The 26,491-nt window shown below is 72.5% G+C and carries 26 protein-coding genes; 12 read left to right on the top strand and 14 right to left on the bottom strand.

Annotated features, from left to right (window positions below; all coding sequences use genetic code 11):
• Positions 1-109 precede the first annotated feature (109 nt).
• Both purB and mug read left to right on the top strand, forming a co-directional pair.
• Positions 110-1,552, top strand: a complete 1,443-nt coding sequence (purB, locus tag ACFPQ9_RS30120) for an adenylosuccinate lyase (RefSeq protein WP_380860243.1) — start codon at positions 110-112, stop codon at positions 1,550-1,552.
• 16 nt (positions 1,553-1,568) lie between these two features.
• Positions 1,569-2,117, top strand: a complete 549-nt coding sequence (gene mug, locus ACFPQ9_RS30115; RefSeq protein WP_380860240.1) for a G/U mismatch-specific DNA glycosylase — start codon at positions 1,569-1,571, stop codon at positions 2,115-2,117.
• 259 nt (positions 2,118-2,376) lie between these two features.
• Here the strand turns inward: mug and ACFPQ9_RS30110 are convergent, their stop codons facing one another.
• The 3 genes from ACFPQ9_RS30110 to ACFPQ9_RS30100 are packed head-to-tail and all read right to left on the bottom strand — an operon-like array spanning position 2,377 to position 4,495.
• The gene (locus ACFPQ9_RS30110) at positions 2,377-2,805 is read right to left on the bottom strand and encodes a hypothetical protein (protein WP_380860237.1); all 429 of its coding nucleotides are present in this window, start codon (positions 2,803-2,805) and stop codon (positions 2,377-2,379) included.
• A 41-nt stretch (positions 2,806-2,846) separates the two neighbouring features.
• Positions 2,847-3,572, bottom strand: a complete 726-nt coding sequence (locus ACFPQ9_RS30105; protein WP_380860234.1) for an ABC transporter permease — start codon at positions 3,570-3,572, stop codon at positions 2,847-2,849.
• A gap of 2 nt (positions 3,573-3,574) precedes the next feature.
• Positions 3,575-4,495 (bottom strand): ABC transporter ATP-binding protein, encoded by a 921-nt coding sequence (locus ACFPQ9_RS30100; RefSeq protein ID WP_380860231.1) that lies wholly within the window; start codon positions 4,493-4,495, stop codon positions 3,575-3,577.
• Positions 4,496-4,603: 108 nt separating this feature from the next.
• Here ACFPQ9_RS30100 and ACFPQ9_RS30095 point away from each other — a divergent pair, with 108 nt between their 5' ends.
• The 3 genes from ACFPQ9_RS30095 (at position 4,604) to ACFPQ9_RS30085 (ending at position 7,754) form a co-directional block, all read left to right on the top strand.
• On the top strand, positions 4,604-5,773 hold the full coding sequence (locus tag ACFPQ9_RS30095) for a sensor histidine kinase (protein WP_380860228.1): 1,170 nt from the start codon (positions 4,604-4,606) through the stop codon (positions 5,771-5,773).
• 14 nt (positions 5,774-5,787) lie between these two features.
• Positions 5,788-6,450: a response regulator transcription factor gene (locus ACFPQ9_RS30090; protein WP_380860225.1), complete on the top strand. Its 663-nt coding sequence runs from the start codon at positions 5,788-5,790 to the stop codon at positions 6,448-6,450.
• Positions 6,451-6,596: 146 nt separating this feature from the next.
• Positions 6,597-7,754, top strand: coding sequence for an ROK family transcriptional regulator (locus tag ACFPQ9_RS30085; protein WP_380860222.1), 1,158 nt, complete (start codon positions 6,597-6,599; stop codon positions 7,752-7,754).
• A gap of 58 nt (positions 7,755-7,812) precedes the next feature.
• On the opposite strand, the gene ACFPQ9_RS30080 is transcribed toward ACFPQ9_RS30085, so the two are convergent.
• Both ACFPQ9_RS30080 and ACFPQ9_RS30075 read right to left on the bottom strand, forming a co-directional pair.
• Positions 7,813-8,574 carry a GntR family transcriptional regulator gene (locus ACFPQ9_RS30080; protein WP_380860218.1) on the bottom strand — a complete coding sequence of 254 codons (762 nt, stop codon included), beginning with the start codon at positions 8,572-8,574 and terminating at the stop codon, positions 7,813-7,815.
• A 211-nt stretch (positions 8,575-8,785) separates the two neighbouring features.
• A complete protein-coding gene (locus ACFPQ9_RS30075; RefSeq protein ID WP_380860215.1) occupies positions 8,786-9,670 on the bottom strand; it encodes an RNA polymerase sigma-70 factor in 885 nt (294 codons plus the stop codon).
• Between the two features lie 145 nt (positions 9,671-9,815).
• Between ACFPQ9_RS30075 and ACFPQ9_RS30070 the strand changes: the two genes are divergently transcribed.
• Positions 9,816-10,646 carry an alpha/beta fold hydrolase gene (locus ACFPQ9_RS30070; RefSeq protein WP_380860212.1) on the top strand — a complete coding sequence of 277 codons (831 nt, stop codon included), beginning with the start codon at positions 9,816-9,818 and terminating at the stop codon, positions 10,644-10,646.
• A 13-nt stretch (positions 10,647-10,659) separates the two neighbouring features.
• Here ACFPQ9_RS30070 and ACFPQ9_RS30065 read toward each other — a convergent pair whose 3' ends face one another.
• From ACFPQ9_RS30065 to ACFPQ9_RS30055, 3 genes are all read right to left on the bottom strand, one after another.
• Entirely contained in the window at positions 10,660-11,529 is an 870-nt protein-coding gene (locus ACFPQ9_RS30065; RefSeq protein WP_380860209.1) for an esterase/lipase family protein, read from the bottom strand.
• A complete protein-coding gene (locus ACFPQ9_RS30060; protein WP_380860206.1) occupies positions 11,526-12,116 on the bottom strand; it encodes an SRPBCC family protein in 591 nt (196 codons plus the stop codon). Before ACFPQ9_RS30060 ends, ACFPQ9_RS30065 begins: the two co-directional genes overlap by 4 nt.
• Before the next feature lie 94 nt (positions 12,117-12,210).
• A complete protein-coding gene (locus ACFPQ9_RS30055; protein WP_380860203.1) occupies positions 12,211-13,593 on the bottom strand; it encodes a cation:proton antiporter domain-containing protein in 1,383 nt (460 codons plus the stop codon).
• Between the two features lie 221 nt (positions 13,594-13,814).
• On the opposite strand from ACFPQ9_RS30055, the gene ACFPQ9_RS30050 reads away from it, so the two are divergent.
• The 6 genes from ACFPQ9_RS30050 to ACFPQ9_RS30025 all read left to right on the top strand — a co-directional run bounded on the left by ACFPQ9_RS30050 (position 13,815) and on the right by ACFPQ9_RS30025 (position 20,233).
• The gene (locus ACFPQ9_RS30050; protein WP_380860200.1) at positions 13,815-14,525 is read left to right on the top strand and encodes a hypothetical protein; all 711 of its coding nucleotides are present in this window, start codon (positions 13,815-13,817) and stop codon (positions 14,523-14,525) included.
• A gap of 56 nt (positions 14,526-14,581) precedes the next feature.
• Positions 14,582-16,342: an NAD(P)/FAD-dependent oxidoreductase gene (locus tag ACFPQ9_RS30045; protein ID WP_380860197.1), complete on the top strand. Its 1,761-nt coding sequence runs from the start codon at positions 14,582-14,584 to the stop codon at positions 16,340-16,342.
• Positions 16,343-16,576: 234 nt separating this feature from the next.
• Entirely contained in the window at positions 16,577-17,026 is a 450-nt protein-coding gene (locus ACFPQ9_RS30040) for an RNA polymerase sigma factor (RefSeq protein ID WP_380860194.1), read from the top strand.
• A 23-nt stretch (positions 17,027-17,049) separates the two neighbouring features.
• A complete protein-coding gene (locus ACFPQ9_RS30035; protein ID WP_380860191.1) occupies positions 17,050-17,646 on the top strand; it encodes a hypothetical protein in 597 nt (198 codons plus the stop codon).
• A 108-nt stretch (positions 17,647-17,754) separates the two neighbouring features.
• Positions 17,755-19,308 (top strand): ABC1 kinase family protein, encoded by a 1,554-nt coding sequence (locus ACFPQ9_RS30030; protein ID WP_380860188.1) that lies wholly within the window; start codon positions 17,755-17,757, stop codon positions 19,306-19,308.
• A 34-nt stretch (positions 19,309-19,342) separates the two neighbouring features.
• Complete coding sequence (locus tag ACFPQ9_RS30025; protein WP_380860185.1) at positions 19,343-20,233, top strand: SAM-dependent methyltransferase; 891 nt, start codon at positions 19,343-19,345, stop codon at positions 20,231-20,233.
• Between the two features lie 57 nt (positions 20,234-20,290).
• Here ACFPQ9_RS30025 and ACFPQ9_RS30020 read toward each other — a convergent pair whose 3' ends face one another.
• The 6 genes from ACFPQ9_RS30020 to ACFPQ9_RS29995 are packed head-to-tail and all read right to left on the bottom strand — an operon-like array spanning position 20,291 to position 26,480.
• Complete coding sequence (locus ACFPQ9_RS30020) at positions 20,291-21,535, bottom strand: wax ester/triacylglycerol synthase domain-containing protein (protein WP_380860182.1); 1,245 nt, start codon at positions 21,533-21,535, stop codon at positions 20,291-20,293.
• 43 nt (positions 21,536-21,578) lie between these two features.
• On the bottom strand, positions 21,579-22,901 hold the full coding sequence (locus ACFPQ9_RS30015) for an NAD(P)/FAD-dependent oxidoreductase (protein ID WP_380860179.1): 1,323 nt from the start codon (positions 22,899-22,901) through the stop codon (positions 21,579-21,581).
• Complete coding sequence (locus ACFPQ9_RS30010; protein ID WP_380860176.1) at positions 22,898-23,461, bottom strand: flavin reductase family protein; 564 nt, start codon at positions 23,459-23,461, stop codon at positions 22,898-22,900. The genes ACFPQ9_RS30015 and ACFPQ9_RS30010 overlap by 4 nt, the downstream gene beginning before the upstream one ends.
• Positions 23,433-23,897: a type II toxin-antitoxin system RatA family toxin gene (locus tag ACFPQ9_RS30005; RefSeq protein ID WP_380860173.1), complete on the bottom strand. Its 465-nt coding sequence runs from the start codon at positions 23,895-23,897 to the stop codon at positions 23,433-23,435. The genes ACFPQ9_RS30010 and ACFPQ9_RS30005 overlap by 29 nt, the downstream gene beginning before the upstream one ends.
• Before the next feature lie 37 nt (positions 23,898-23,934).
• Entirely contained in the window at positions 23,935-25,356 is a 1,422-nt protein-coding gene (locus ACFPQ9_RS30000) for an aspartate aminotransferase family protein (RefSeq protein WP_380860170.1), read from the bottom strand.
• Complete coding sequence (locus ACFPQ9_RS29995; protein WP_380860167.1) at positions 25,353-26,480, bottom strand: SDR family oxidoreductase; 1,128 nt, start codon at positions 26,478-26,480, stop codon at positions 25,353-25,355. Before ACFPQ9_RS29995 ends, ACFPQ9_RS30000 begins: the two co-directional genes overlap by 4 nt.
• Positions 26,481-26,491: the final 11 nt, after the last annotated feature.

The following is a 26,491-nucleotide window of genomic DNA, read 5'->3' as shown; positions in this document are numbered from 1 at the left end:
CGTCTCGCGGACCGGAAGGCAGGGCGGCACACGGAGCACCGCTGACCTGGGGCGCTCTGCCCGGCGGCGCCGTCCGGGGCCCTCGGGACGCCGGGTAAACTCCGTACACGTGACTTCTGCGCCCGCCAAGCCCCGCATCCCGAACGTCCTCGCCGGACGCTACGCCTCCACCGAGCTCGCCACGCTCTGGTCCCCCGAGGAGAAGGTGAAGCTCGAGCGCCGGCTCTGGCTCGCCGTGCTGCGGGCCCAGAAGAACCTCGGCATCGAAGTGCCGGACGAAGCGATCGCCGACTACGAGCGCGTCCTGGACACCGTCGACCTGGCCTCGATCGCCGAGCGTGAGAAGGTCACGCGGCACGACGTGAAGGCGCGCATCGAGGAGTTCAACGACCTCGCCGGGCACGAGCACGTGCACAAGGGCATGACCTCCCGTGACCTCACGGAGAACGTCGAGCAGCTCCAGGTCCGGCTCTCGCTGGAGCTGATGCGCGACCGCACGGTGGCCGTGCTGGCGCGGCTCGGCAAGCTGGCAGGTGAGTACGGCGAGCTGGTCATGGCCGGCCGCTCGCACAACGTCGCCGCGCAGGCCACGACGCTGGGCAAGCGTTTCGCGACCGCCGCCGACGAGCTGCTCGTCGCCTACGGCCGGGTCGAGGAGCTCCTTGCCCGCTACCCGCTGCGCGGTATCAAGGGCCCGGTCGGCACGGCACAGGACATGCTGGACCTGCTGGGCGGGGACGCCTCGAAGCTCGCCGAGCTGGAGGATCGCATCGCCGGGCACCTGGGCTTCTCGCAGGCGTTCACCTCGGTCGGCCAGGTCTACCCGCGCTCGCTGGACTACGAGGTCGTCACCGCGCTGGTGCAGCTGGCGGCGGCGCCGTCCTCGCTGGCCAAGACGATCCGGCTGATGGCCGGGCACGAGCTGGTGACCGAGGGCTTCAAGCCGGGCCAGGTCGGCTCCTCCGCGATGCCGCACAAGATGAACACCCGCTCCTGCGAGCGCGTGAACGGCCTGATGGTCATCCTGCGCGGCTACGCCTCGATGACCGGCGAGCTGGCGGGCGACCAGTGGAACGAGGGCGACGTGTCCTGCTCGGTGGTGCGCCGGGTCGCGCTGCCGGACGCGTTCTTCGCTCTGGACGGCCTGCTGGAGACGTTCCTGACGGTGCTGGACGAGTTCGGCGCGTTCCCGGCGGTCGTCGCCCGTGAGCTGGACCGCTACCTCCCCTTCCTCGCCACCACCAAGGTGCTGATGGGCGCGGTGCGCGCGGGCGTCGGACGTGAGGTCGCCCACGAGGCGATCAAGGAGAACGCCGTCGCCTCCGCGCTGGCGATGCGTGAGCAGGGCGTCGAGCGCAACGAGCTGCTCGACAAGCTGGCCGCCGACGAGCGCATCCCGCTCGACCGTGCCGAGCTGGACGCGCTGATGGCCGACAAGCTGTCCTTCACGGGCGCCGCCGCGGACCAGGTCGGCGTGGTCGTCGGCCGGATCGAGGAGATCGTGAAGCAGCGCCCGGAGGCCGCCGGTTACACGCCCGGGGCCATCCTCTGACCCGTCGCCTCTCCGTATGACTCGCTTCACGCAGGAGCAGTTGGAGGCCGCCCGTGACCGACTCGTCCCTGATGTCGTCGCGGACGGCCTCCACGTGCTGTTCTGCGGTATCAACCCCGGTCTGATGACGGCGGCGACCGGCCATCACTTCGCCCGGCCCGGCAACCGGTTCTGGCCGGTGCTTCATCTGTCCGGTTTCACCCCGAGGCTCTTGAAGCCGTCGGAGCAGGGCGAGTTGCTCTCGTACGGGCTCGGCATCACCAATGTCGTCGCGCGGGCTTCCGCCCGGGCCGACGAGCTGAGCGCGGAGGAGTATCGCGAGGGCGGGCGGCTTCTCGCGACGAAGGTGGAGCGGCTGCGGCCGCGTTGGCTGGCCGTCGTGGGGGTCACCGCCTATCGGGCGGCTTTCGAGGACCGCAAGGCTCAGGTGGGCCCGCAGGAGCGGACGATCGGGGACACGCGTGTGTGGGTCCTGCCGAACCCGAGCGGGTTGAACGCGCATTGGACGGCGGCGACGATGGCGGAGGAGTTCGGGCGCTTGCGGGTGGCGGCGGCCGAGACCTGATCGGGCACCCTCGGACGGTCACGGGGGGGGGAGAGAGATCGGGCCCCGTGGTCATAGCGGGAGATCGGTCCCGGTGGTCACGACGGGAGATCGGTCCCGGTGGCCACGACGGGAGATCGGTCCCGGTGGCCACGACGGGAGATCGGTCCCGGTGGCCACGACGGGAGATCGGTCCCGGTGGTCACGACGGGAGTTCGGTCCCGGTGGTCACGACGGGAGTTCGGTCCCGGTGGTCACGACGGGAGTTCGGTCCCGGTGGTCACGGTGGGTCGGTTTCGGTGGTCACCGCGATGAGCTTCACGTCGTCGGCCTGGTCGCGGTCGGCGACGGCCACCGCTACCCAACGACCCGTGCCCTCCGCCTCCCAGACATAGGCCACACGCACGCGTTGGCTGAGCGACGTCCAGGGCTCGGGTATCTCCTCCTGTGCGGTGCGCAGCAAGGTGGTCTGGCCGTTCCACGGGGGCTTCTCTCCCCAGCGGGCGGCGAGCGGCTCATAAAGGGCGTCGCGGTACTTCTCGAACTGCTCCACCGTGGACGCCCGTGTCCCGCAGTCTCCGTGGCTGCTCTCTAACACGGCGAGGTGGTACCCCGGTCCGCTCTCGCCGCCCTCCCACGCGCTGTGCTCCGCCACGAACGGGCGGAAGCACAACTCGTCGACGAGGGCGATGTGCCGTGCGATGTTCATGGGATCCAGTAAACCCGGCCGCACTGACATTTGGCGTGCCGTCAGGCGTCCCGGCGTCGCACGCTCCAGACCCCCGCGAGCAGGGCCGCCGCCGTCCACAGGGCGGTCACCGTCAGACCCGACCACGGCCCGAGGGTGCCGTCGTAGGTCTGGTGCAGGACGATCTGGCCCGCCTTGTCCGGGAAGTAGTCGGCCACGGTGCCCGCGGCGTCGCCGACGACGAAGGACACCACGAGGATGAACGGGATCAGGACGGACAGCGTGGCCACTCCGCTGCGGAACACGGCGGTGAGCCCGGCCGCGAACAGGGACATGAGCATGAGGTAGATCCCGCAGCCCAGGACCCCACGCACCTGCTGGGCCGCGGTGAGCCCGCTCGCCGCCGGGCCCAGTCCGGCACGGGCGACGACGAGCGCCGCGAGGGCGGTGACGAGTCCGACGAGCAGGGCCGGCACGGCGACGGCCGTCATCTTGGCGGCGAACCACCGCCCGCGCTGCGGCACCGCGGCCAGCGTCTGCCGGAGCGCGCCCCCGTGGTACTCCGACGACACGGCCATGGCGCCGAACGAGACGGCGGCGATCTGGCCGGGAAGGACACCGGACAGAGAGGTGAAGAGGGGGTCGAACTCGGGGTCGGTGCTGCCGTCGGTGCCGGCGAGCGCGGCGAACGCCGTGGTCACGGCGAACAGCGCCAGCAGTGCTCCCGGCAGCGAGCGGAGCGTACGGATCTTGAGCCACTCCGCGTGGAGTACGGGCGCGAATGCCATGGTCAGGCCTCCTGGGGCTGTGCGGTGAACTCGGTCTCGGTGGCCGTCAGATCGAGGTAGGCCTGCTCCAAGGTGGCCTCCTCGGCGGCGAGTTCGAGCAGCGGGACGCCTGCCTCCGAGGCGAGGCGGCCGATGTCGTCCACGCGTGCGTGCCGCACGATCCAGTGCCCGTCCTCGTGCTGGACGGCGTCGTGCCCGTGCCGGGCGAGTGCCGTCCGCAGGGCGGTGGTGTCGGCGGTGCGGACGCGGACGCGGGGTTCCACGCGTGCGTGGATGAACTCCCGCATCGGGGTGTCCGCCAGCAGGCGTCCCCGGCCGAGGACCACGAGGTGGTCGGCGAAGGACGCGGTCTCGTTCATGAGGTGGCTGGAGACCAGGACCGTGCGCCCCTCCTCCGCGAGGCGGCGCAGCAGGCCGCGGATCCAGATGATGCCCTCCGGGTCGAGACCGTTGGACGGCTCGTCGAGCATGACGACCTCGGGATCGCCGAGCAGCGCCGCCGCGATGCCGAGCCGCTGACGCATGCCCAGGGAGTACGTCTTGACCCGGCGCCGGGCCACCGACGCCAGCCCGGTCTCCGCCAGCACTTCGTCGACCCTGCGGTCCGGGACGCGGTTGGTCGCCGCCAGGATCCGCAGATGGTCGCGGCCGGTGCGCGAACCGTGTGCCGCCCGGGCGTCCAGCAACGCGCCCACGTGGCGCAGGGGTTCGCTCAGGGACGCGTAGGCCCGGCCGCCGACGGTGGCGGTCCCGGCGGTCGGCCGGTCGAGGCCGAGCACGAGTCGCATGGTGGTGGACTTCCCGGCGCCGTTGGGGCCGAGGAATCCGGTGACGCGGCCGGGGAGGACGGTGAAGGTGAGGTCGTCCACGGCTCGCCGGCCGCCGTACTCCTTGGTGAGGGCTTGGACTTCGATGCTGGTCATGGCAGCAGCCTGGCCGGTGGAGAGCGTCCGGGCCCTCCCCCGCCGGTGGAGATCGTCTCCCCCGTGCGGGGGAGGTCCGTTGTCAGTGGCGGCTGGCACGATGGCGAAATGGTCCGCATGCTGCGCCCGTTCGGCCGGGCGGTGACGTACACACGGTGGCTGCATCTGTTCATCGCCGTCGTGGCGCCGAGCCTGCTGCTGTTCGTGCGGGAGGCGTGGTGGATCTGGCTGATCGCGGCCGCGGCGCTCCTCCCCGCTGCCCTGGTCCCGGCGGTGCGCACCGTGGAGGGGTTGCAGGCCAGGCTACTGCTGACCGGTCACCGGCACGACAGCGAGAGCACCGACATCGTGGCCGCGCCGTCCGCGTCCTGGGGCGACCGGGGACGGCTCGTCGTATGGCTGCAGGCGCGGCTGCTGCTGGGCTACGCGACCATGACGGTCAGCGCCCAACTGGTGTTCGCCATAGTCGACTCGGCGTCGGCGCCGTTCGGGCACGACAGCGAACAGAGCGGGCCGTTCGTCCTCGCCGGACACGCCTGGTGGCACGTCCTGCTCGTGCCGTTGTTCCTGGCCGCCCTCGGGGTGACCGTCCTCGCCGCGGGCCACCTCATCACCGCGCTCGCCCTGCGTCTCCTGGGCCCCTCCCGGGCCGAGCGCCTCGCCGCCCTGGAGGAACGCACCGAGCAGCTACTGGAACGCACCCGTATCGCCCGCGAGCTCCACGACTCCATCGGCCACGCGCTCACCGTGGCCGTGGTCCAGGCCGGCGCCGCACGCGCCGCCGGTGATCCCGCCTTCACCGACCGCGCCCTGAGCGCCATCGAGGAGACCGGCCGGGCCGCCCTGGAGGACCTGGAACGGGTCCTCGGCGTGCTGCGGGAGTCCGAGCGGCCGGTCGACGGCCGGCCGACGCTCACGGAGGCCGACCGTCTGCTGGAGTCCGCGCGGGCCTCCGGCACCAAAGTCGACGCCGAGATGACGGGGCCCTTGGACACCGTGCCGGGTCCGGTCTCCCGGGAGGGCTACCGCATCCTCCAGGAGGCCCTGACGAACGTGCTGCGCCACGCGGGATCCGTGCCCGTGCGGGTGCGTATCGCGCTCGCGGACGGCACGCTCACCCTCGACGTCCGCAATCCGCTGACCGCCGACATACCCGGGCCCGGCAGAGGCAGCGGCCTGCGTGGCATACGCGAGCGCGCGGCCCTGTTGGGCGGACATGCGCGAACCGGGCCCACCGAAGGTGACTGGCAGGTGCATGTGGAGCTGCCGGTGAGTTGATCTAGGCTGACCGGATGCCGGTCACCGTTCTCCTCGTCGATGACGAGCCCCTCGTACGCGCGGGTCTGCGGGCCGTGTTGGAGGCGCAGCCCGACATCGAGGTCGTCGGGGAGGCGGCCGACGGGGCCGCGGTGATTCCGCTGGTGCGGCGACTGCGGCCCGACGTCGTGGCCATGGACGTACGGATGCCGCTGCTGGACGGGATCGAGGCCACGCGGGCGGTGCTGCGGACGGTCGACGAACCGCCGAAGATCGTCGTCGTCACCACCTTCGAGAACGACGAGTACGTCTACCAGGCGCTGCGGGCCGGTGCCGACGGCTTCCTCCTGAAGCGGGCCCGGCCGGCGGAGATCGTGCACGCGGTGCGGCTGGTCGCCGAGGGCGAGTCGCTGCTGTTCCCGGCCTCCGTGCGGCAACTGGCCGCGCAGTACGGCGACGACGGCGGGAACCGGGCGGCACGCGCGCTGCTGGAGCGGGCCCGGCTGACGGAGCGGGAGGCCGAGGTGCTGCGGCTGATGGCACGCGGGCTGTCGAACGCGGAGATCGCCGCCCGGCTGGTGGTCGGGACGGAGACGGTGAAGTCGCATGTGAGTGCCGTCCTGGCGAAGCTGGGGGCACGCGACCGCACGCAGGCGGTGATCACGGCGTACGAGTCGGGGTTCGTGGCGCCGGGGTGATCGCGGGTCCGGGGCGGGCCCGAGGCAGGCCGTCGCAGGTGCGGAGGTCAGGACGTCGGTCCAGGTCGCCGGTGCCCACCACTCGCCCGGGTTCGCACCGGCGAGTAGCATCCGCCCAACACGCGCACGAGCTGGGAGGACGGGCTTTGGGGCAGCTGACCGGCGGGGATCCCTCGCTGCTGCGAAGGATCAACTCCGCGGTGGTGCTGCACGCGCTGCGTGCCACGGACGCCGCCACGCTGACGGAGATCACCCGGGTGACCGGGCTGTCCCGGCCGACCGTCGAGGGTGTGGTGGAGGGGCTCATCGAGGCGGGGTACGTCGTCGAGAAGGCGGCGGACGAGAGTATGGCCCGGCGTCAGGGAAGGCCCGCGCGGCGGTTCCGGTTCCGGGCGGAGGCGGGGCATCTGCTGGGCGTGGAGATAGGGGCGCACCGGGTGGCCGCGCTCCTCGCCGACCTGGACGGCCGGGTGCTCGGCTCCATCGCGAAGGACGTGGACGAGACGGCTCCGGCCGACGAGCGGCTGGAGCGGGTGCGTACGGGGGTCGCCGAACTGCTGCGCCGGGCCGGTGTCGCCCGCGGTTCACTGCGGGCCGTGGGGGTGGCGACGCCGGGCATCGTGGACGCGGACGGCACCGTGCGGCTGGGCGCCGCGCTGCCGGAGTGGACCGGGCTACGGCTCGGTGAGCGGCTGAGCCGGTCCTTCAAGTGCCCGGTGCTGGTGGAGAACGACGCGAACGCGGCCGCGGTCGCCGAGCACTGGAAGGGTTCCGCCACCGAGTCCGACGACGTCGTGATGGTGCTGGCCGGGCTGAGCCCGGGTGCCGGTTCGCTGATCGGCGGGCAGCTGCACCGGGGGTACGGCGGGGCGGCCGGTGAGATCGGCGCGCTGCATCTGCTGGGCCGCGAGGCGACTCCGGAGACCCTCCTGTCGACCACGGACGAGCCCCTGCGCCCCCTCGACGAACACGCCGTCGCGGAGGTCTTCGCCCAGGCCCGCGAGGGCGACCAGCAGGCTCTCGCGGCCGTAGACCGCTTCATCCAGCGCCTGGTCCACGACGTGGCCGCGCTCGTCCTCGCCCTCGACCCCGAGCTGGTCGTCGTGGGCGGCTGGGCGGCGGGCCTGGACGGCGTGCTGGAGCCCCTGCGGCGCGAACTGGCCCGCTACTGCCTGCGCCCGCCGAACGTCGCCCTGTCCCTCCTCGGCGAGGCGGCCGTCGCGACGGGCGCACTGCGCCTCGCCCTCGACCATGTGGAGGAGCAGCTGTTCGCGGTGGAGGGCACGGTGACCGGACGCCGCTGACACAGCCGTGCGCCCCGGACAGGGTCCGGGGCGCGCGGGAGGTCGGGTCGGTGCGGGGTCAGGACGCCCGGCGCTCCGGGTTCTCGTGGATCTCCACGCCGCCGGAGTCGCCGAAGGTGAGCCGGCAGGTGTCCGCGCGGTAGGTGGCGACGGAGAGCGCGGCGGTGCGGCCCTCGGCGATGTAGCGGGTCGTCACGACGAGGACGGGCGCCCCGGGCAGGCGGTCCAGCGCCTTGGCGTCGTCCGCTCGGGCCGAGCCCAGCTCGACGGCGCTGTCCCGGCCTTCCAGCTCCAGCCGGTGCAGTTCGCGCAGCACGGCACGCGCGCGGGCCGCCCCGGACGGGGCGTCGATGCCGGAGAGGTCGGGCACCGAGGACTGGGGGATGTGGAGCAGCTCGGCGGCGACGGGCTGGCCGTGCGTGACGCGCGAGCGGCGCACGGTGTGCACGGGTTCGTCCCGGCCGCTCTCCAGGGCGTCGGCCACCGAGGCGGGCGGCACGCTCAGCTCGCAGTCCGTGGTCTGCCAGACGTCGCCGGCCGCACCGGGCCAGGTGTGCTGCTGGGTGCCGACGGCCACGCCCACGCGCGGGGGCGCGACGGTCGTACCGACACCGCGGCGGCGCTGGAGCCTGCCTTCCAGTTCGAGCTGTTCGAGAGCCTGGCGGAGCGTGGCCCGGGCGACGCCGAAGCGGGCTGCCAGGTCGCGCTCGTTGGGCAGGATCTCGCCCACGGAGAACTCCGAGTCCAGTGCTTCGGTGAGCACGGTCCTCAGATGCCAGTACTTCGGTTCCGGCACCGATTCCAGTTGCGTGGTCCCCACCCTGTCCTCCGCAATCGCCGTGGCCCGGCGGCGTTTTAGCGCCCTTGTTTATTAAAGGTTGTTGCACTTATCTGCGACCATAGGGCGGCCCTCACCCTTGGTCAATACCAATCCTCCATCCCATGTCCACGCATGCGCGTGACGCCCGGGAACGTTCACGGCACGTTCGTACAGGACGCCATTTGTTACATGAAGGCAAAGCCCCCGTGGTCTAGGCGGTGGCCAGGGATCGCAGCTTGTCGGGGTTGCGGATGATGTAGACGGCCTGGATCCGCCCGTCCTGCACGTCCAGTTGGAAGACGGAGTCGGGCTTGCCGCCGGACAGTGCCAGCACCGCGATGCCGCCGTTGATCTCCAGGAAGCGCCAGGACAGGTCGTCGACGCCCTTGCGTGCGGCGCCCACGAGGAAGCGGCCCACGTGGTCGGCCGTCTCCAGGACCCGCAGCGGCGCCTTCGCCTTGCCGCCGCTGTCGCCGACCAGCCGCACGTCCGGGGCCAGCAGCGACATGAGCCCCTCCAGGTCCCCCTCAGCGGCGGCGGCGAGGAATCGCTCGGTCAGGTCGCGTCGCTGGGTGGGGTCGACCTCGTAGCGCGGCCGCCGTTCGTCGACGTGTTTGCGGGCGCGTCCGGCCAGTTGACGTACCGCCGCCTCACCGCGGTCGAGCATGACGGCGATCTCGCCGTACGGGTAGCCGAAGGCCTCCCTGAGCACGAACACCGCCCGCTCCAGCGGTGACAGCGACTCCAGGACGACGAGGACGGCGAGCGAGACGGAGTCGGCGAGAACGGCGCGTTCCGCGGTGTCGGGGACCGTGTCCCCGAAGTCGGTGACGTACGGCTCCGGCAGCCAGGGGCCGGTGTAGGTCTCGCCGCGCGCCTTGACCTGGCGCAGCCGGTCGATGGCGAGGCGGGTGGTGACGCGCACCAGATAGGCGCGCGGCTCGCGCACCTCGGACCGGTCGGCGCCCGACCAGCGCAGCCAGGCGTCCTGCACGACGTCCTCCGCGTCGGCCACGCGGCCGAGCATGCGGTAGGCGACGCCCAGGAGGACGGGACGGTGCTCTTCGAAGACGTCGGTCTCGGTTCCGGTGGTCACGGCACCATCCCAGCCCACCTGCCGGGCCCTGTCCAGGCGAAATCGCCGGGGAGGGCAGGGTCGTCCGCCAGGGTCTACCCGTCGGTAGCAATTGCTGACAGGCTGTCTACCCGACGCCCGTCCGTGAGCCCCGACGAGGAGCAGCATGTCCGCCACCGTCTCCTTCAAAGTCCCCACCCCGCACGGCCCGAAGAGCATGACCGTCTCCTACGCGCGCGTGGGCACCGGCGAACCGCTGCTCCTGCTGCACGGCATCGGCCACCACCGTCAGGTGTGGGACCCGGTGATACCCGTCCTGGAGGGCGAGCGTGACGTGATAGCCGTGGATCTGCCCGGGTGCGGTGAGTCGCCCGCGCTGCCGGAGGGGCTGGGGCACGACCTGGCGTCGATGAGCGTCGTGCTCGAAGCGCTGTGCGAGGCCCTGGAGCTGGAGCGGCCGCATGTCGCGGGCAACTCGCTGGGCGGACTGCTCGCCCTGGACCTGGGCCGCGCGAACCTCGTGCGCTCGGTCACGGCCCTGTCCCCGGCCGGCTTCTGGTCGCCATCGGAGCGGCGGTACGCCTTCACCGTCCTGACCGGGATGCGCCGGACCGCCGAACGCATGCCGCTGCCCCTCGTCGAGTGGCTGTCCCGCTCCGCGGCCGGCCGCGCCACCCTGACGAGCACCATCTACGCCCGCCCCGGCCGCCGTTCGCCCGAGTCCGTGGTGGCCGAGACGGTCGGGCTGGCCCGCGCGGTAGGCTTCTTCGAGACCCTCCGCTCCGGCAGAGACGTGCAGTTCACCGACGATGTCTCGGGGATTCCGGTCACGGTGGCGTGGGGCAGCAAGGACCGGCTCCTGGTGCCCCGGCAGGGCGTCCGGGCGAAGCGGATCATCCCCCGGGCGCGTCTCGTGCGTCTGCCCGGCTGCGGCCATGTGCCGATGAGCGACGATCCGGCCCTGGTCGCCCGGGTGTTGCTCGACGGCAGCCGCTGAGCGATCCGTTCGCTCACTCGGCCAGCGCTTCGAGGACCACCTTCAGGACGGTCGGGTTGTAGGGCATGGCGGCGTGCGCCGTGTGGTCCTCCGGGGCGAGGTCCTGGAGCACCACGTTCCGGACGTACCGGCCCTCCGTCTCGGCGAGCGCGCACGAGGTGTACGGCGTGACCACGTCGTCGTGACTCGTCGCGATCACCGTGTGCCGGACACCCTCGGTGGTCTCGCCCAGGTCGGCGAGTTCACGCTGGAAGGGGTGGTCGTGCTGGAGTTGCGGCCACGCCGGGACGACGGTACCCACGGCGCCCTGCTCGACCAGCTCCCTGGCGCCCGGGATCTGACGCGCGAGGTTCATCAGGCCCTGGGCGGTGACGCCGTGGTTGCTGGGGGCGATGCCGACGAAGTTGTGCACCTTGGGGGCGCCGCCGAGGGCGTTGAGGTAGTAGCGGGGCATCATGCCGCCCTGCGAGAAGCCGACGAGGTCCACCTGCCGTGCGCCGGTGCGGCTCAGGACCCGGTCGACGAACTCACCCAGCTGTGCGGCCGACTTCTTGATGTCGCCGAGCCCGAAGATCACAGGGTGCAGATGCTGCCCGTAGTCGAGGCGGAAGACCCGGTAGCCCGTCCGCCGCAGCAGCGGGGTGGCCTCGGTCCAGGTGTAGCCGCGGTTGCCGAACGTGCCGTGCACGAGCACGACCGGGCGCGGATGCTCCTCGGACAGGGGCAGGTCCCAGTCGTCCTGTCCGGCCTGGACGTCGACGGTGGCGACGACTCCGGCGACGGCGGCCTGGCCGAGGCCGGCCGCCCGGTGCGGTGCCTCGGTGAGGTCGGTGGTGATGTCGTCCGTGTTGATGCCGGGGATCTTGGGGTGCGGGAAACTCACGGCGATCCGTCCTTCCTGCGCGCGCGGCCTTCCTTCGTTCTCCCGGTCTTACGGTCCCGGCCCGACCGCCCCTGACCGACGCCGTCGGCCGGGTGAGGCATCAGGCGGGCGGTCGCGGCGCGCAGCAGCCTGACGTACCAACCCCACTTCACCGGGCGGGCCACCTGCCCGGTCAGCGCGCGCTCGGCGCAGTCCAGGCTGTGCCGGAAAGCGGCGTCGTGCAGCGGACGGACGACCAGCAGCCAGCCCAGCCAGAGCACCCCGTGCGGGCGCACGACGAGGGTGTTGCGCAGCACGGTGCGCCCGTCGTCGAGGGGTTCGACGCTGAACTCGTGGAAGCCGTCGAAGCCGCGCGGTCCGGTGAACCGGAAGCGCGCCCAGTGGCCCGGCACATAGTGGCTCACCACATAGCGCACCGGACCGTGGCCGCCGGCCACTCCGACGGCGAGCGGCCCGTCGAAGCGCACCGGCGGCCAGTCGGGCGGCCACAGCCGGTCCTCCGTTCCGCCGAGGCCGTCGATCAGCGCGCCGACGGCCTCCAGGGGTGCGGGGAGGGAGCGTTCGTGCACATTCAGAACGGTGATCACGGTGTCTGGCTGCCCGGTTCCCGCGCGCGGCAACTCCCCCGAACGGGGAACCGGAGAGCACGCCGGGCGCACGGGCCTCGGGCCCCACGCCGGGTCAGTCGTCCATGAGCCGCAGCAGGGGGCCGGTCATGGCGGTGGTGGCGAGTGCCATGACGACGAGCATGGCGAACAGGGCGGGCGAGAGCAGGCCGGCCGCGAGTCCCGTGTTGAGGATGATGAGTTCGGTCAGGCCCCGGCAGTTCATCATCGCGCCGAGTTGGCCCGACTCCCGCCAGGAGAAGCGCAGCAGCCGGGCGGGCACCACCGTGCCGACGAACTTGGCCGCGGCCGCCGCGGCCAGGACGGCCAGGCAGATGAGCCAGCCCGTCGCCCCGTGCACCGCGCCGAGCCGGGTGCTCAGGCCCACGGCCATGAAGAACGAGGGCAGCAGCATCCAGCTGGTGAGCCCCTCCACCCGCCAGGCGACCTGCTCCACCGCCTCCGTGCGCGGCATGGCGAGACCGGCGGCCACCGCCCCGAACAGCGCGTGCACACCGATCTGTTCGGTGGCCAGCGCGCACAGCAGGACCGTCACCAGGACGATCGAGGCCGTGCGGGCGGCGGCCATCGGGCCGTCGGGGCGCCGCGTGCCGAGCAGGCGCACGAGCAGCGGGCGTACGACACACCACAGGACGAGGCCGAACAGGACGACCCAGCCGACGGTGACGGCCGCGGCCGTGAGGGAACCTCCGCTCGCGATCGCCAGGACGAGGGCCAGCAGGCACCAGGCCGTGACGTCGGCGACGCTCGCCGAGGCCATGGCGAGGGTGCCGAGCCGGGTGTTGAGCCGCCCCTCGTCGGCGAGCAGCCGGGCGAGCACGGGAACGGCCGTGATGCTCAGGCTCAGCCCCATGAAGAGCACGAACGGCACGGCGCCCACCCCTGCGGGCCGGTAGGTGTCCGGCAGGGCCAGCGCGACGAGCACACCGGTCAGAAACGGGATGGCGATGCCGGAATGGCCGATAAGTGTCGATGCGGACAGACCGTCGCGGCGCAGCGCGGTGAGCGACAGTTCACGTCCCACGGTGAACATGAAGAGGGTGACGCCGAGTTGCCCGAGCGTGTTGAGGAACGGGAACACCTCGGGGGGCAGCAACCAGCGCTGCACGTCCGGTAGCAGCGCGCCGAACACCGAGGGCCCGATCAGCAGCGCGACGGCGATCTCCCCGACCACCCGCGGCTGCCCGATCCGCCGGGCCTGCGCACCGGCCCAGGCGGCGCAGGCGGTGATCAGCGCGAGGGCGCCGAGGATCCGGTACAGGGGCACGGCGCCGGACTCGGCGGGCGCGTGGCCGGCGGGGCCCGCGTAGCCGACCGACGCGAGGATCAGCGCGGTCACGCCGACGGGTATGGCGACGAACGCGCCGTAGCCCAGGAGCATCCGGCGCGGGGCGTGGGCGGCTGCGGGTTCGGAGGGGTGGGACGTACTGGCCTTCACTGGCGGCTCCTTGTCGAGCGCGGTGGCGGCTGGTCAGTGCCGGGGATCCATGCCCGCGTTCGCCGGGTTCGCGCGCCGCCGTATCCGCGTTCGAGGGTGCGAGGGCGAAGATCGGCCAAGGTCCGGGCGGTGGCGGGACGGGGGCAGGGGGATGCCGGGTCCGGGCGTAAAGAGAAGAGACAGGCGCAACCGGCACGTCGCATATGCGAGAGGAGTTGGTCATGTCCGCGAACCCGCACGGCATTTCCGCGCATCCGCACGGCAGCTCCGCCCACCCGCACGGCAGCTCCGCGCATCCGCACGACATGCCCGCGCAGCCGTACGACCTGCGGGATCCCGGGCCGGACGAAGGCGCCACGGCGCCGCGGACGTGGCGCCCGCTGCTCGCCGAGCCGTCCGTGGCGGGGCTGCTCGGAGACCGGCTGGTGACGGCGGCGCTGCGCGAGCTGCGCCGCCTCGTACCGCAGCCCGTCGCGCTGCACTCGCTGCGTACGTTCCTGCTGGCCGACGCCTACGCGCAGACCCGCGGGATCCACTACGACCGGGCGGGGCTGTTCGTCGCCACGGCGTTCCACGACACCGGGCTGACCGGGGGTGGCGGGGCGCCGCGCGGCGGATTCCCGGGGCGTTCGGCCGCGTTGCTGGACCGCTTCCTGGCCGGGCACGGCGTGGACGACGCGCGGCGCGCGGCGCTGACCCGCGCGGTCCGCGAGCACATGCGGCCCCGGCCGGCGCGGAACGCGGGCCCGGAAGCGCGGCTGCTGCACTTCGGGGCCTGGCTCGACGTCACCGGACGCGGTGACCGCCGACTGCCGGGCGAGCGGGGGCGGTTGGCCGCGCTCGCGCCCACTCCCTGGTTCGCCCTGTCGTTCTCCGCCCGGATCGCCGCCTGCGGGCTGCGCCGGGCACTGCCGGGCCGGCCGGCGGTCTGACGGCCGCCGGACACCGGCCCGGCACAGCGCATTTCCCGTCGCGAAAGGACGAAGACGTGCAAGACGACCAGCGTGTTTTCGATGTCGCCATCGTCGGAGGCGGCATCGGGGGGACGATGCTGGCGGCGATCCTCGCCCGCCATGGCGTACGGGTGCTGCTTCTGGAGGGAAGCGGTCACCCCCGGTTCGCCATCGGAGAGTCCACCGTCCCCGAGACCACCTTCGGCCTGCGGGTCCTCGCCCGCCGCTACGACGTCCCGGAGATCGAGCATCTCGCGACCAATGGGGCGCTGCGCCGCCATGTGTCGTCGAACTGCGGGGTCAAGCGCAACTTCAGCTTCGTCTACCACCGCGAGTCGGAGCCCACTCGCGCCGAGGAGTGCACCCAGTACCCCACCTGGGGGCCGCCGCTGGGACCGGACTCGCACTATCTGCGGCAGGACGTCGACGCGTACATGTTCCATGTCGCGGTCTCCTACGGCGCGACCGCCCACACCCATACCGTCGTGGACGACGTGAAGTTCGAGGAGGACGGGGTCACCCTCGTGACCCGGGAGAAGGGCACCTTCCAGGCGTCGTACGTCGTCGACGCCGGCGGTATGCGCGCGCTGCTGCCCGAGCGGCTGGGGCTGCGGCAGGAGCCGCCGTATCGCACCCGTTCGCGGACCATCTTCACGCACATGGTGAACGTGCGGCCCTTCGACACGGTCGCACCGCCGCGCGAACAGCACGGCATGCCCAGCCCGTTCAGCCAGGGCACGCTGCACCATCTCTTCCCGGGTGGCTGGTTCTGGGTCATCCCGTTCGACAACCACAGCGCCAGTACCAGCGAATTGTGCAGCGTAGGCGTCAATCTCGACCTGGACCGTCATCCGCGCCCCGAGGGGGTGTCCGCGGAGGAGGAGTTCTGGCGCCATGTGCGCCGGTTCCCCAGTGTGGCGCGGCAGTTCGAGGGGGCCCGGGCGGTACGGCCGTATGTGTCGACCGACCGCACGCAGTTCTCGTCGCGGACCGTGGTCGGCGACCGGTGGTGCCTGCTGCCGCACGCGAGCGACTTCATCGACCCGCTGTTCTCCAGCGGACTCGCGGTCACGGTCATGGCGCTCAACGCGCTCGGCCACCGGATCATCGACGCGGTGCGCGAGGACGATTTCGACAGCGCCCGGTTCGCGTATCTGGAGCAGTGGATCAAGCGGATGTTCCGGTTCTACGACGACCTGGTCTCGTGCAGCTATCTGTCGTTCGACGACTTCGAGTTGTGGAACGCATGGAACCGGGTGTGGACCATCACGACGCTGTACGGGACGAACGCGCAGAACCAGGCGGCGGTGGCATTCGAGAAAACAGGGGATCCAGCGGCATTCGACGCCTTGGAGACGGCGCCTTATCGGGGCCTCCAAGGGGTCGACAATCCCTGGGTCGGGCAGCTCTTCGAGCAGGCCCGGGACGTCGTACTCGCCTACGGCAGCGGCGATCTGACGAAGGATCAGGCCGTGACGCGCATCTTCGACCTGCTGCGGGAGAGCGGGCTGTGCCCCGCGGTGTGGGGCACGCTCGACCCCGAGGACCGCTGCCCGTCCGGGGTGTTCACCCTGTGGCCGCTGATGCGGATCCTGCTGTGGGGCCGGTTCCGCTCGCCCCAGCACGTGCGCGGGACGTACTTCACGGGCGGCGCGCGACTGGTCGGCAAGGAGGCCGTCCAGGCCCTCACGACCGACGTGCGGCGCGGCTCCTCCCTGGTGCAGCAGACCGTGCGGGACATGTGGGTCAACTGGAACCGCGACTGGACACGCCGCGAGATTCCCACCCGAAAATAAGAGCGGTCCGCGTTCCGGAAAATCATTCCTGCGCATTCCGGGACAACGATTTACGGTTTGCCACCCCGGCGCCTCGGGTAGGAAAAAATTAGGGCCCATAATTCTGAATCGGGCCACCATTCCCCCTGCTCGATCGAGAGACTACGGGCTGCATTCCACATGGCACGAAATTCCTCCTGCCCCTCGCCCGCCCCATGCTCCTGGGACGACATATCCCAGCACCGGGACCGCCTCATGCGGCTGGTCCGACGACGACTCCCGAGCCTTCAGGACGCCGAGGACTGTGTGCAGGAGACGCTGGCCCGGGCGGCCGCGCACTCCGCCCTGGACGGCAGCCGGCTTGGTCCCTTCCTCACCTCGGTGGCGCTGCGCCTGTGCACGGACTTCTATCGTGACCTGGAACGACGCAGACGTCTGTTACAGCGGACGGCCTTCTTGGACGACCCCGGGACGACCGAGGAGGACGTCTGCGACGAGGAGTTCGGCAAATGGCTGCTCGACCAGGTCCAGCAGCTGCGGGGGCGGGAGCAGGAAGTCATACTCGCCCGGTCCAAGGGAATTTCCACGGCGGAATTCGCCCGCATTCACAACATCTCCCTCAAGGCGGCGGAGGCCGCTTTCACCAGAGGGCGGGCACGCCTCAGAACGGCCTGTGTGAAAGCCATGGAAGACGCCACGGGATAACCAAGCGAAAGGGAAACTCGTTCATGTCCAACAAAAACATGCAGGACATCCTCAAGGACCTCATGGGCAATATGGCGGACAGCGGAAAGGAGGCATTCGACGACATTCTCAACCGACCCGAGAAGTCCTCGTCCGCCGCCGGCTCCGTCGAGGCCCTGGCCGGGCTGCCGGCGAACGCCCTGGCGGCCCTGGCGGGCGCCGCCAACCCGGCCGCGCTGCTCGCGGGCGCCGCGAATCCGCTGGGGACGCTCGCGGGTGGGGCGGCCAATCCGCTGGCGGCGCTGACGGGAGCCGCGGGCGCGGCCGCCAACCCCCTCGCGGCGCTCACCGGGGCCGCCGGCGGCGCCGGGGCCGCCAATCCCCTCGCCGCGCTCGGCGGACTCGCGGGGGCCGCGGGCGCGGCCAATCCCCTGGCCGCGGTCGGCGGTGCGGCGAACGCGCTCGGTGGGATGGGGCAACTGGCGGGCGGAGTAGGCCAGTTGGCGGGCGGTGTCGGACACGCCGCCGAGGGCGTGGGCGATCTGCTCTCGCTGCCGGCCCAGCTCGCCCAGCTCCTCGAACTGATCCCGAAGCTCATCCAGGCGCTCCAGGGCCAGGCCGGCAAGGCCGCCTCGGCCTGACGGCGGCCGCGTCCGCACGCATCGCGGTGACCGGCTCGGCACGTACATCCGCTGGGCCGGTCACCGACCGGTCCTCGCGGCCCGCTCTACCTGAGGAGTTCACGCACGATGGCGTCTGTCGTCGGGGATCGGCTGCGGCTGGTGGTCAAGGTGCTGGGGAGTCTCGTCGCCGACGAGGTCGGACAGGCCACGCGGCTGCGCAGACGTACGAGACAGGGGCAGGCGGGCGCGGCCGAGGCCGACGCGGGCCACGCCGGGTCCGACGAGCGGCGGGCCAAGGCCGTGCGGCACGCCCTGGAGAGCCTCGGACCCTTCTATGTGAAGCTCGGTCAGATCCTGTCCACCCGGCCCGACATGGTGCCGGAATCGATCCGGGACGAGCTGCAGAACCTGCACGACCAGGTGGACGTCCAGCCGTTCTCGGCGTTCGAACCCATGCTCGCCGGTGATCTGGGCCCCGACTGGAAGCTGCGGTTCGACGACATCGACACCGTCGCCCCGCTCGGCGCCGCCTCCCTCGCCCAGGTCTACCGGGTGACGCTGCCCGGCGGCCGCCCGGCCGTGGTCAAGATCCAGCGCCCCGGCATCCGGGAGGGCGTGCTCGCGGACATGGCCCTGATGCGCCGGGCCTCCCGGATCGTCGCCCGTGTCGCGCCCCGCTTCAACGAGGTCATCGACGTCGAGGCGATGCTCGGCTCCGTCTTCGACGCGATGGAGCCGGAGCTGGACTTCACCGGCGAGGCCCGCAACATGGACGAGGCCCGGCAGTACGTACGGTCCTTCCGCACGCTGGAGGTGCCCAGGGTGCTGCACGCGAGCCCCCGGGTCCTGGTCCAGTCGCTGGCCCCGGGGAAGTCGGTGCGGCACATCGACCGCGCCCACTTCAGCGACGCCGAGCGCATCGAGGTCGGCAAGGACCTGCTGCGTTTCATGTACCACGGGTACTTCGTGCACCGCGTCTTCCATGCCGACCCGCACGCGGGCAACGTCTTCGCCGTACCCGGGGGACCCGCGACGCTGATCGACTGGGGCATGGTCGGCCGCCTGGACCGCCGTACGAGTCTGCAACTGCTGCCGCTGTTCATGACGTTGGCGCAGAACGACGGCGCCGGGCTCGCGCACCACTGGGCCGAGATGGGCCGGGTGACGTCGTGGTCCAACATGCCGGCGTTCGCCGCCGACATGGCGGCCTTCGTACCGAAGGTCTCCCATCTGTCCCTGGAGGACCTGAACTTCGGGGTGTCCCTCACCACCGTGCTCGCGAAGGCGACCAAGCGGGGCATCGGCTCACCGCCTGCGGTCTCGCTGCTCGGCAAGTCCTTCGCCAACCTCGACGGCTCGGTGCGCTGCCTCGCCCCCGAGATCACACTGCCGGAGGTGTTCCAGGGCGAGGTCGCGAAGATCCTCTTCGCACTGGGCCGCGAGTTCCTCGGGCGGCACCAGTTCGCGCGCAACTCCATGGAGCTGCTGCTCGCAGCGGTCACCAGCCCCGAGCAGATGCGCGGGGTGCTCGGCGACATCGCCAATCGGCAGTTCGCGTTGCAGGTCCACGAGCCGCGTACCACCGCCGCGATGGGCGGCCAGCGCCCCACACGCCCCTCCGGCGGCCTCGTCGCCCTGGGCGCGCTGGCCTATCTGCTCGCCCGCCGCCGCTCCCGCTGACCCATCGGACCAACCGACCCCACGGAGGTTCTCCTTGCCCGAGACCGCACGCCCGCAGCCCCCTTCGGCGCCGGCCGGACCCCATGCCGAGGGCCCGGTACCGTCGTACGGCCTTCCGCGCGTCGCGCTCTGGACGGCCGCCGCGCACGCCGCCGAGTGCGGCCGGGACTCGCCGTACGTGCTCGATCCCTGGGCCGCTGACTTCCTGCACGCGGCCCGGTTCGGCGGTGGGCCGCCCGGCGACGGGCCGCTGCAACGCCTGCTGCCCGACTGGGCCGTGGTGCGCACCCGATTCTTCGACGAGCACCTCGCCACCGCGTCCCGCTCGGGCTGCCGCCAGGTGGTGCTGCTCGGCGCCGGTCTCGACACCCGTGCCTACCGGCTGCACTGGCCGGCCGGTGTGCACGTCTTCGAGATCGAGGCCCCCGCGGTGCTGGAGTTCAAGGACCGCGTGCTGGACGGGACCGGCCCCACCTGCGGACGGCGCAGCACGGTCGGCGTCGACCCTGCCGGGTCCTGGGCCGAGGACCTGCTCGCGGCGGGCTTCGATCCGCGCCGGCCCACGGCGTGGCTGGCCGAGACGCTCCTGTATCACCTCCAGCCGGACGCGGTGACGTCGATCGTCGGCGCGATGACGGAACTCTCCGCGCCCGGCAGCACGTTCGGCGCGGAGTGCGTGAACGCCGAGGCGGCCTCGACCGCGTTCGTGGCGCCCTTCCTGGAAGCCCTGTCCACGACCGGGATCGCCTGGCACTGGCAGCTCGCCGACCCCGAGGGCTGGTGGGCGGAGCAGGGCTGGGAGGCCGAAGTCGCCGATCTCTTCACGCTGCCGTATGTGATCCGGCGACTCTCGCCCTATCTGCCGCTGCTCACCGAGGCCGCCGCCAAGTGCGCGTTCCTGACGACGGGCACGCTGACGAAGTGACCGGCACGAAGGAGGAGCGCCGGGCCGTATCGCCCGGGGTTCCTCCTCAGCCGCGTGTTACGCCCGCTCCAGTTCCAGAAGCGCCGCCAGCCACAGCTCCGGGAGTTCGTCGGCGGTGGCCAGCGTGGCGTCGTGCACGACCGTGAAGCAGGAGGTGTCGTGCTGGCTGGTCAGCGTCGTCAGGAGGCGGATCCCGGACGCCACGTCCGAGAAGACCGCGGCGCTGCGGGATGCGATGCCCTGGTGGACGAGGGCCGTTCCGAAGTTGACGCCGCTGGCCGGTCCGGCGACGACGTCGCCGTTGACCATGCGAGTGCCCAGGCGGGCGCCCAGGGCCCGGGGTGTGGCCGCCACCAGCAGATGGACCGCGTCGCGGCGCCGGCTCGCGCGCAGCCGGGCCGTGGCCGCGACCACCCGGGCCAGGGCCCGGTGCGCTGACGGCTCGTCACAGGGCAGCAGGAACCGGGCGGTGACCATCCGGTTGCCGGGAGCGCACTCCTCGCCCGGCAACCGGACCGACATGGGGATCGCGACGGGCAGCGGCGGATGGAGCGTTCCGGTCGCCTTCATGTGCCAGGTGTGGACGGCGTGGGAGAGGGCGGCGAGGTAGACGTCGTTGACGGTGCCGCCTTGCGCACCGCCGATGGCGCGCAGCCGGGCCAGCGGGGTGTGTGCCCGGCACAGCGCCGTGCGGCCGCTGCTCGTCCCGTCGACGGCGGGCTTGGCGGTGGGTGCGCGGAAGCCGCCCACGGCGTCGCCGAGGGCGCCGGCCAGACCTCGGCCGGTCGGCCACGAGGGGTCGTAGGCCGGGGGGCCGTCCTGGGGATGATCGTCGAGGAGGTCCCGAGCCGTGTGGGCCGCGCCGACACCGTCCTGCACGGCGTGGTCGGAGCGATAGCACAGGCTGTGGCCGCCGTCGGGGCCGTGGACCAGCCACACGTCCCACGGCGGCCGTCGACCCAGGTTCATGGGCCGGGCCAGCATCAGCCGCGCGGCCTCCGCCTCATCGGCGTCCTCGGGCAGCCACACCTCGTGCACATGCTGCTCCACGGCGAACCCGTCCACGCGCCGGAACTCCGGGCGGTCCCGTGCGATGCGGTAGCGCAACGCCGGGATGCGGTGGGCGCGTTCGGCCACGCGCGCGCGTACGGCGTCCAGGGTCGGTGCCCGGCCCTCGAACGCGAACACGAAGGCGAGGGGCAGCGGTCTGCCGCGCGTGGCCAGGTGGTACGCGACGTCCGCGGTGCCCATCCGAAGCGTCGGCGGCAGGCAGCCGCCGCTGCCGAGGGGGCGTCGGGTCATGGAACGACCTCCGTGTCGGTGGGACGTGTCGACGAAACGGGTGTCAGCAGGTGCGTCGCGTGGAGCCCCCCAGGACGTCCAGGTAGGTCCGCAGCAGGGGGCGGGCGGGTCCGTGTACGGGCATGCGCGGGGCGGCCGAGCGGTGCCAGGGCAGCGGGTCACCGGGGTCCGGATCGCCCAGAAGGGCAGTGGCTACATGGGCTCCGTGGGCCACGGACATCGCCAGGCCGTGGCCGCAGCAGCCGCCGATGTACCAGACACCGGGCAGGCCGTGGACGGGACCGACCACCGGCAGCCCGTCACCGGTCGTGCCGACGCGGCCGGACCAGCGGTGGGTCACCGGCAGGTGGGCCAGGTCGGGATGCAGGGACCGCACCCAGCGGGCCAGCCACGCCCAGGCCCGCTCCCGAGCGGCGCGCAGCCGGGGCGCGCCGAGTCCGGTGGGCAGGGTGACCGTGCCGCCGCCGGCCACGAGACCGCCGTCGGGGAGCGGCCGGAAGTACGGGGCCATCGGCAGGGCGTCGACCACGGCATACCCGTCGTAGCCGCCCAGTTCCTCGTACGCCGCGTCGCTCACGGGCGCGGTGGCGACGGCGTACACCTCGAGGGGCAGGATCGTGCCGACCGGCAGACCGAGGGACGGCGCCGCGGAGTTGACGGCGAGCACCGCCCGGCCGGCGCGGAGCCGGCCCTGCGGGAAGTCCAGCTCGCAGCCGCCCCGCTCCCCCGCGCGCACCGCCAGCAGCGGGCTGCGCCCATGGAACCGCACGCCCTTGGCGGCGCACGCGCGGGCGAGGGCGCCGGTGAGGGCCGCCGGGTCGAGGGTGGCGGCGGTGCGGTGCAGCAGGCCCGCGGTGTACGGGACGCCCACACGCGCGCGTACCTGCGCGCCGGACAGCTCCGGCACGTCCAGGCCCAGCGCACGGTAGGCCCCGGCCTGCCGGCCGAGCGAGGCCAGGCCGGCCGGGGCGCGCGTCGCCATGATCTGTGCGCCGGTCCGCAGCCCGCACGGCACGTGGAGCCGCCCGCACAGGTCCAGAACCTCCGTCACCGCCCGTACGCTCGCCAGATACATCCGGCGTGCGGCCCAGGGCCCGTGCCGGCGTACCGCCCGGTCGATCGCGGGCCCGGCGCGCGGCCCCAGCAGCCCGGTGCCCCGGCCGCTGGCACCGGCGGCGGGGCCCTCGGCGTCGATCACTGCGATCTCCCGGCCGGGGGCGCGTTCGGCCAGGTGGTAGGCGCAGGCCAGGCCCGCAAGACCGGCCCCGACCACCGCCACGTCGGCCGTGGCCGTGCCGTGCAGCGGGGGCTGTGCGGGCAGGTCCGGCAGCTCCCAGGCGGGGGTTCCGTACGCCGACGGCGTCATCCGGTGCCCTCCGGCACGAGGTCGCGCAGCGAGCGGAACCGGCGGTCGTGCCACAGCAGCGGTCGCCCGCCGCCCACGTGCACGGCGGCGGCCTGTCCGACGACCAGGTGGTGGTCGCCGTAGCGGCGTACGTCCGCCACCAGGCACACCGACCAGGCGAGCGCGCCCGCGATGACGGGGACGCCGAGGACCTCCCGCAGGTCCGTGCCGGCGAACCGTTCGGCGGCGGAGGCGGTCGGGTTGGCGAACCGGTCGGCCAGGTCGTGCTGTTCCTCGCGCAGCAGGTGCACCGCGAACGCGCCGTGGGCCCGGACGGCGGCGAGCGTGCGGGAGCCGTCCCGCAGACAGGCCAGGAGCAGCGGTGGCCGGGCCGACAGGGAGGTCACAGCGGAGACCGTCATCCCCAGCGGGCCGTCCTCGCCGCGCGCGGTCACCACGCTGACGCCGGCGGCCAGTTTGGCGTACAGGCCGAGACAGCGGGCGGCACCGGGGCCGGGGTCGTCGTGCAGGGGGTCGTAGTACGTGGACGGGTCAGCCGTGAGCGGTGGCGGCGCACTCATCGGTCACCTCCGCGCCCACCAGGCCCGCCAGGATGCGGGCGATGTTGGTCCGCAGGGTGGACTCGGCGACGGGGTCGAGGATCTCCGCGAGGGTCGGGATGCCGAGGTCGAAGGCGGCGGTGAACACGACGAGCGTGCCGCGGTCGTGCGGCTCGCAGCGCCAGCTCCCCTCGAAGGTCTGGAAGTCGCCGCTGAGCTGCTCGAAAGTGAGTGTGAGGGTGTCCGGGGCGAACGTGTCGCGTTCCCGCCAGCGCATCAGCCCGCCGCGGAAGGAGACCGTCCAGTCCGACACGACCGATCCGTCCGGGAGCGTGTCCACGCGGACCTCGCGCACGGTGTCGGTGAGTTCGGGGTAGCGGCGGAAGTCGATGATGCGGTGGTAGACGGCGGCCGGCTGCGAGCCGTCGGCGATCGCGTGCAGGACCACATGGCGCATGGGGGGTTCGGTTCCTTTCCGGGGTGGGGTTCCCTGATCAACCGGCCATACGGGCTGCCGTGGTGTGCAGGGCCTCGGCGAGGGTGGTGAAGAACAGATCGAGCGCGCCGTCCGCCACCACGGCGGGCGGGGTCAGGCGCAGCACGCGGGTGGAGTTGAGGGAGTGGTTGACGAGGACGCCGCGCGTGATGAGTTCCAGCAGGAGCTCGCCGACGGCCCGGTCCTCGGCGAACTCGATCCCGATCAGCAGTCCGCGCCCGCGCACGTCCTGCACGAGGAGCTCCCGGTACGGCGCGCAGGTCTCCCGTACACCCGCGAGGATGCGCGCGCCGAGGGCCGCCGCGCGGGCCACGGTGTCCTCGCGCTCCATGGTCTCGACGGCGGCGAGGGCGGCAGCGCAGGCGATCGGGGACGCGCCGAAGGTGGAGGTGTGCAGATAGGGGTCGCGGCTGAAGGGGGCGTACGCCTCGGCGGTGGCGACCAGCGCGGCGACCGGTACGACACCGCCGCTGAGCCCCTTGCCGGCCAGCAGCATGTCCGGTCGCACGCCCTCCGCGTCCACGCCCCACCAGGTGCCCAGCCGGCCCATCCCGGTCTGGATCTCGTCCACGACGAGCAGCGCCCCGAACTCCCGGCACAGCGCGGCGACTTCGGTGAGATAGCCGGGTTCGGGGATGTGCACGCCGCCCTCGCCCTGCACCGGTTCGACGATGACGCACGCCCGGTCGCGGCGGACGGACAGCGCCTGCTTGAGATCGCCGGCGTCCCCGTACGTGACCTGTGTGGTGTCGGGCAGCAGCGGCTGGAAGGGGGTCTGGTAGGTGGCGTTGGCGGTGACGCTGAGGGCGCCGAGCGTCTTGCCGTGGAAACCCTTGCGGGTGGTGACGAGGGCGTTGCGGCCGTGCGCGCGGGCCAGTTTGAGGGCGGCCTCCGTGGCCTCGGCGCCGGAGTTGACGAAGTGGACGTAGTCCATCCCGGGCGGCGTATGGGCGGCCAGGGCCTGTGCGGCGCGCGCGGCGACCGGTTCCAGGAAGACCCGGCTCGCCAGCGGGTGGACGTCGATCTGCCGGTGCACCGCCGCTACGACGTCCGGGTGCCGGTGGCCGAGGAGGAAGACGCCGTAGCCACCGAAGTCGAGGAGCCTGCGGCCGTCGTCGGTGTGGATCCAGGGGCCTTCGGATCGCACCTCGGACATACCGCCGAGCACCCGGCCCATGACGGCGCGGCCGGAGCCGATGTGGCGCAGATACAGGTCGAGGACGTCGGTGGGTTCGGTTGCCTGTGCCGGCACCGGCGTCGTCGCCGTCGCGGCGGCCTGAGTCGGCACAGCTGTCGTCGCCGTAGCCGCTTCCTGAGTCGGCACAGGCGTCGTCGTAGCCGCTTCCTGTGCCGGCGCAGCCGACGGCGGCGTCGCCGCTTCCTGTGCCCGTACGGCCGTGGTGTCCGGGGAGCGTGTCATGAGGCCACCTCGGTCGGGGTCGCGACGGTGCGGGCGGTGCGGTGACGGGTGAGGAGGGCGGGGCGCTCGTCGGCCCAGCTCTCCAGGTTGCGCACGAGCGCGGCTCGGATGTCGGCGTGGCTGAGCCGGGTGCCGCAGTGCGGTCGGCCGAGCGAGGTGTCGAAGGGCAGCTCGCGCTGGAAGACCAGCAGGAGCTCGGCGTAGTGCTGGAACCTGCGGCGCGTGGCCTCGGGCAGGGCGGTGCCCTCCAGCATGGGCAGCAGCAGCCGGTGCACCGCCTCGACGGGGATGAGCCGCGGCCGCTGCGGTGCGGGCAGGCCGCGGCGGACGGCGAACTCCGCGCAGGTGTCCGCGATCTCGCTGAGCCGGGGTGCCTCCTTGCCCGCGGTGAGCCAGAACTCGCCGCTGCCGACCCCGCCGCGGACGAGGTCCCCGATGGCGCGGGTCACGTAGTCCTGCGGGACCATGTCGACGCGGGCGTCGGGCGCGCCGGGCAGTACCGGCACCTGCCCGAGCACCATCGAGCCGATGGTCTTGGTCAGGCCCTGCTGCCCGGCGATCCGGCCGGTCGAGGAGTCGCCCATGACGACGGACGGGCGCATGATCGCGCCGGGCAGGTCGGCCTCGCGGACCAGTTGTTCGGCCCTGGTCTTGGAGGCCAGGTAGGCGGCGGCTCCCGGGAAGCGCCGCGCGTCCTCCTCGCTCGGGGTGCTGGCCACGAACGCGGTGCTGACCAGGTACAGGGGCGCGTCGGCGCGAGCGGCGAGGTCGAGTACGACCTCGGTTCCGTGGATGTTGGTGCGCTCGATGTCGGCGGGCCGCATACGCCAGTTGGTCTCGGCGGCGGAGTGCAGGACGACGTCGACCTCGAGGGCGAGTTCGTGCCAGGCGAGCCGGCTCAGGCCGAGGCGGGGGGCGAGGAGGTCGCCGCGCAGCTCGCGCACCCGGGGGTCGCCCAGTGGGCGGTTGCGGACGAGGCAGAGCAGGTCGAAGTCGGCGGCCAGCTCTTCGATCAGGGCTCGTCCGAGGACGCCGCTGCCTCCGGTGAGCAGCAGGGTCGGGCGGTCGCGTGCGCTGGTCCTGGGTGCGGGTTGGACGGTGGGACGCGGGAGGTGTCGCGGCATGGGTGGGCTCC

It is taken from the genome of Streptomyces coerulescens (assembly GCF_042657965.1).
Taxonomy (GTDB): Bacteria; Actinomycetota; Actinomycetes; order Streptomycetales; family Streptomycetaceae; genus Streptomyces; species Streptomyces coerulescens.
The sequence above is the reverse complement of the archived record's forward strand: the minus strand, read 5'-3'. Positions and strand labels throughout refer to the sequence as shown.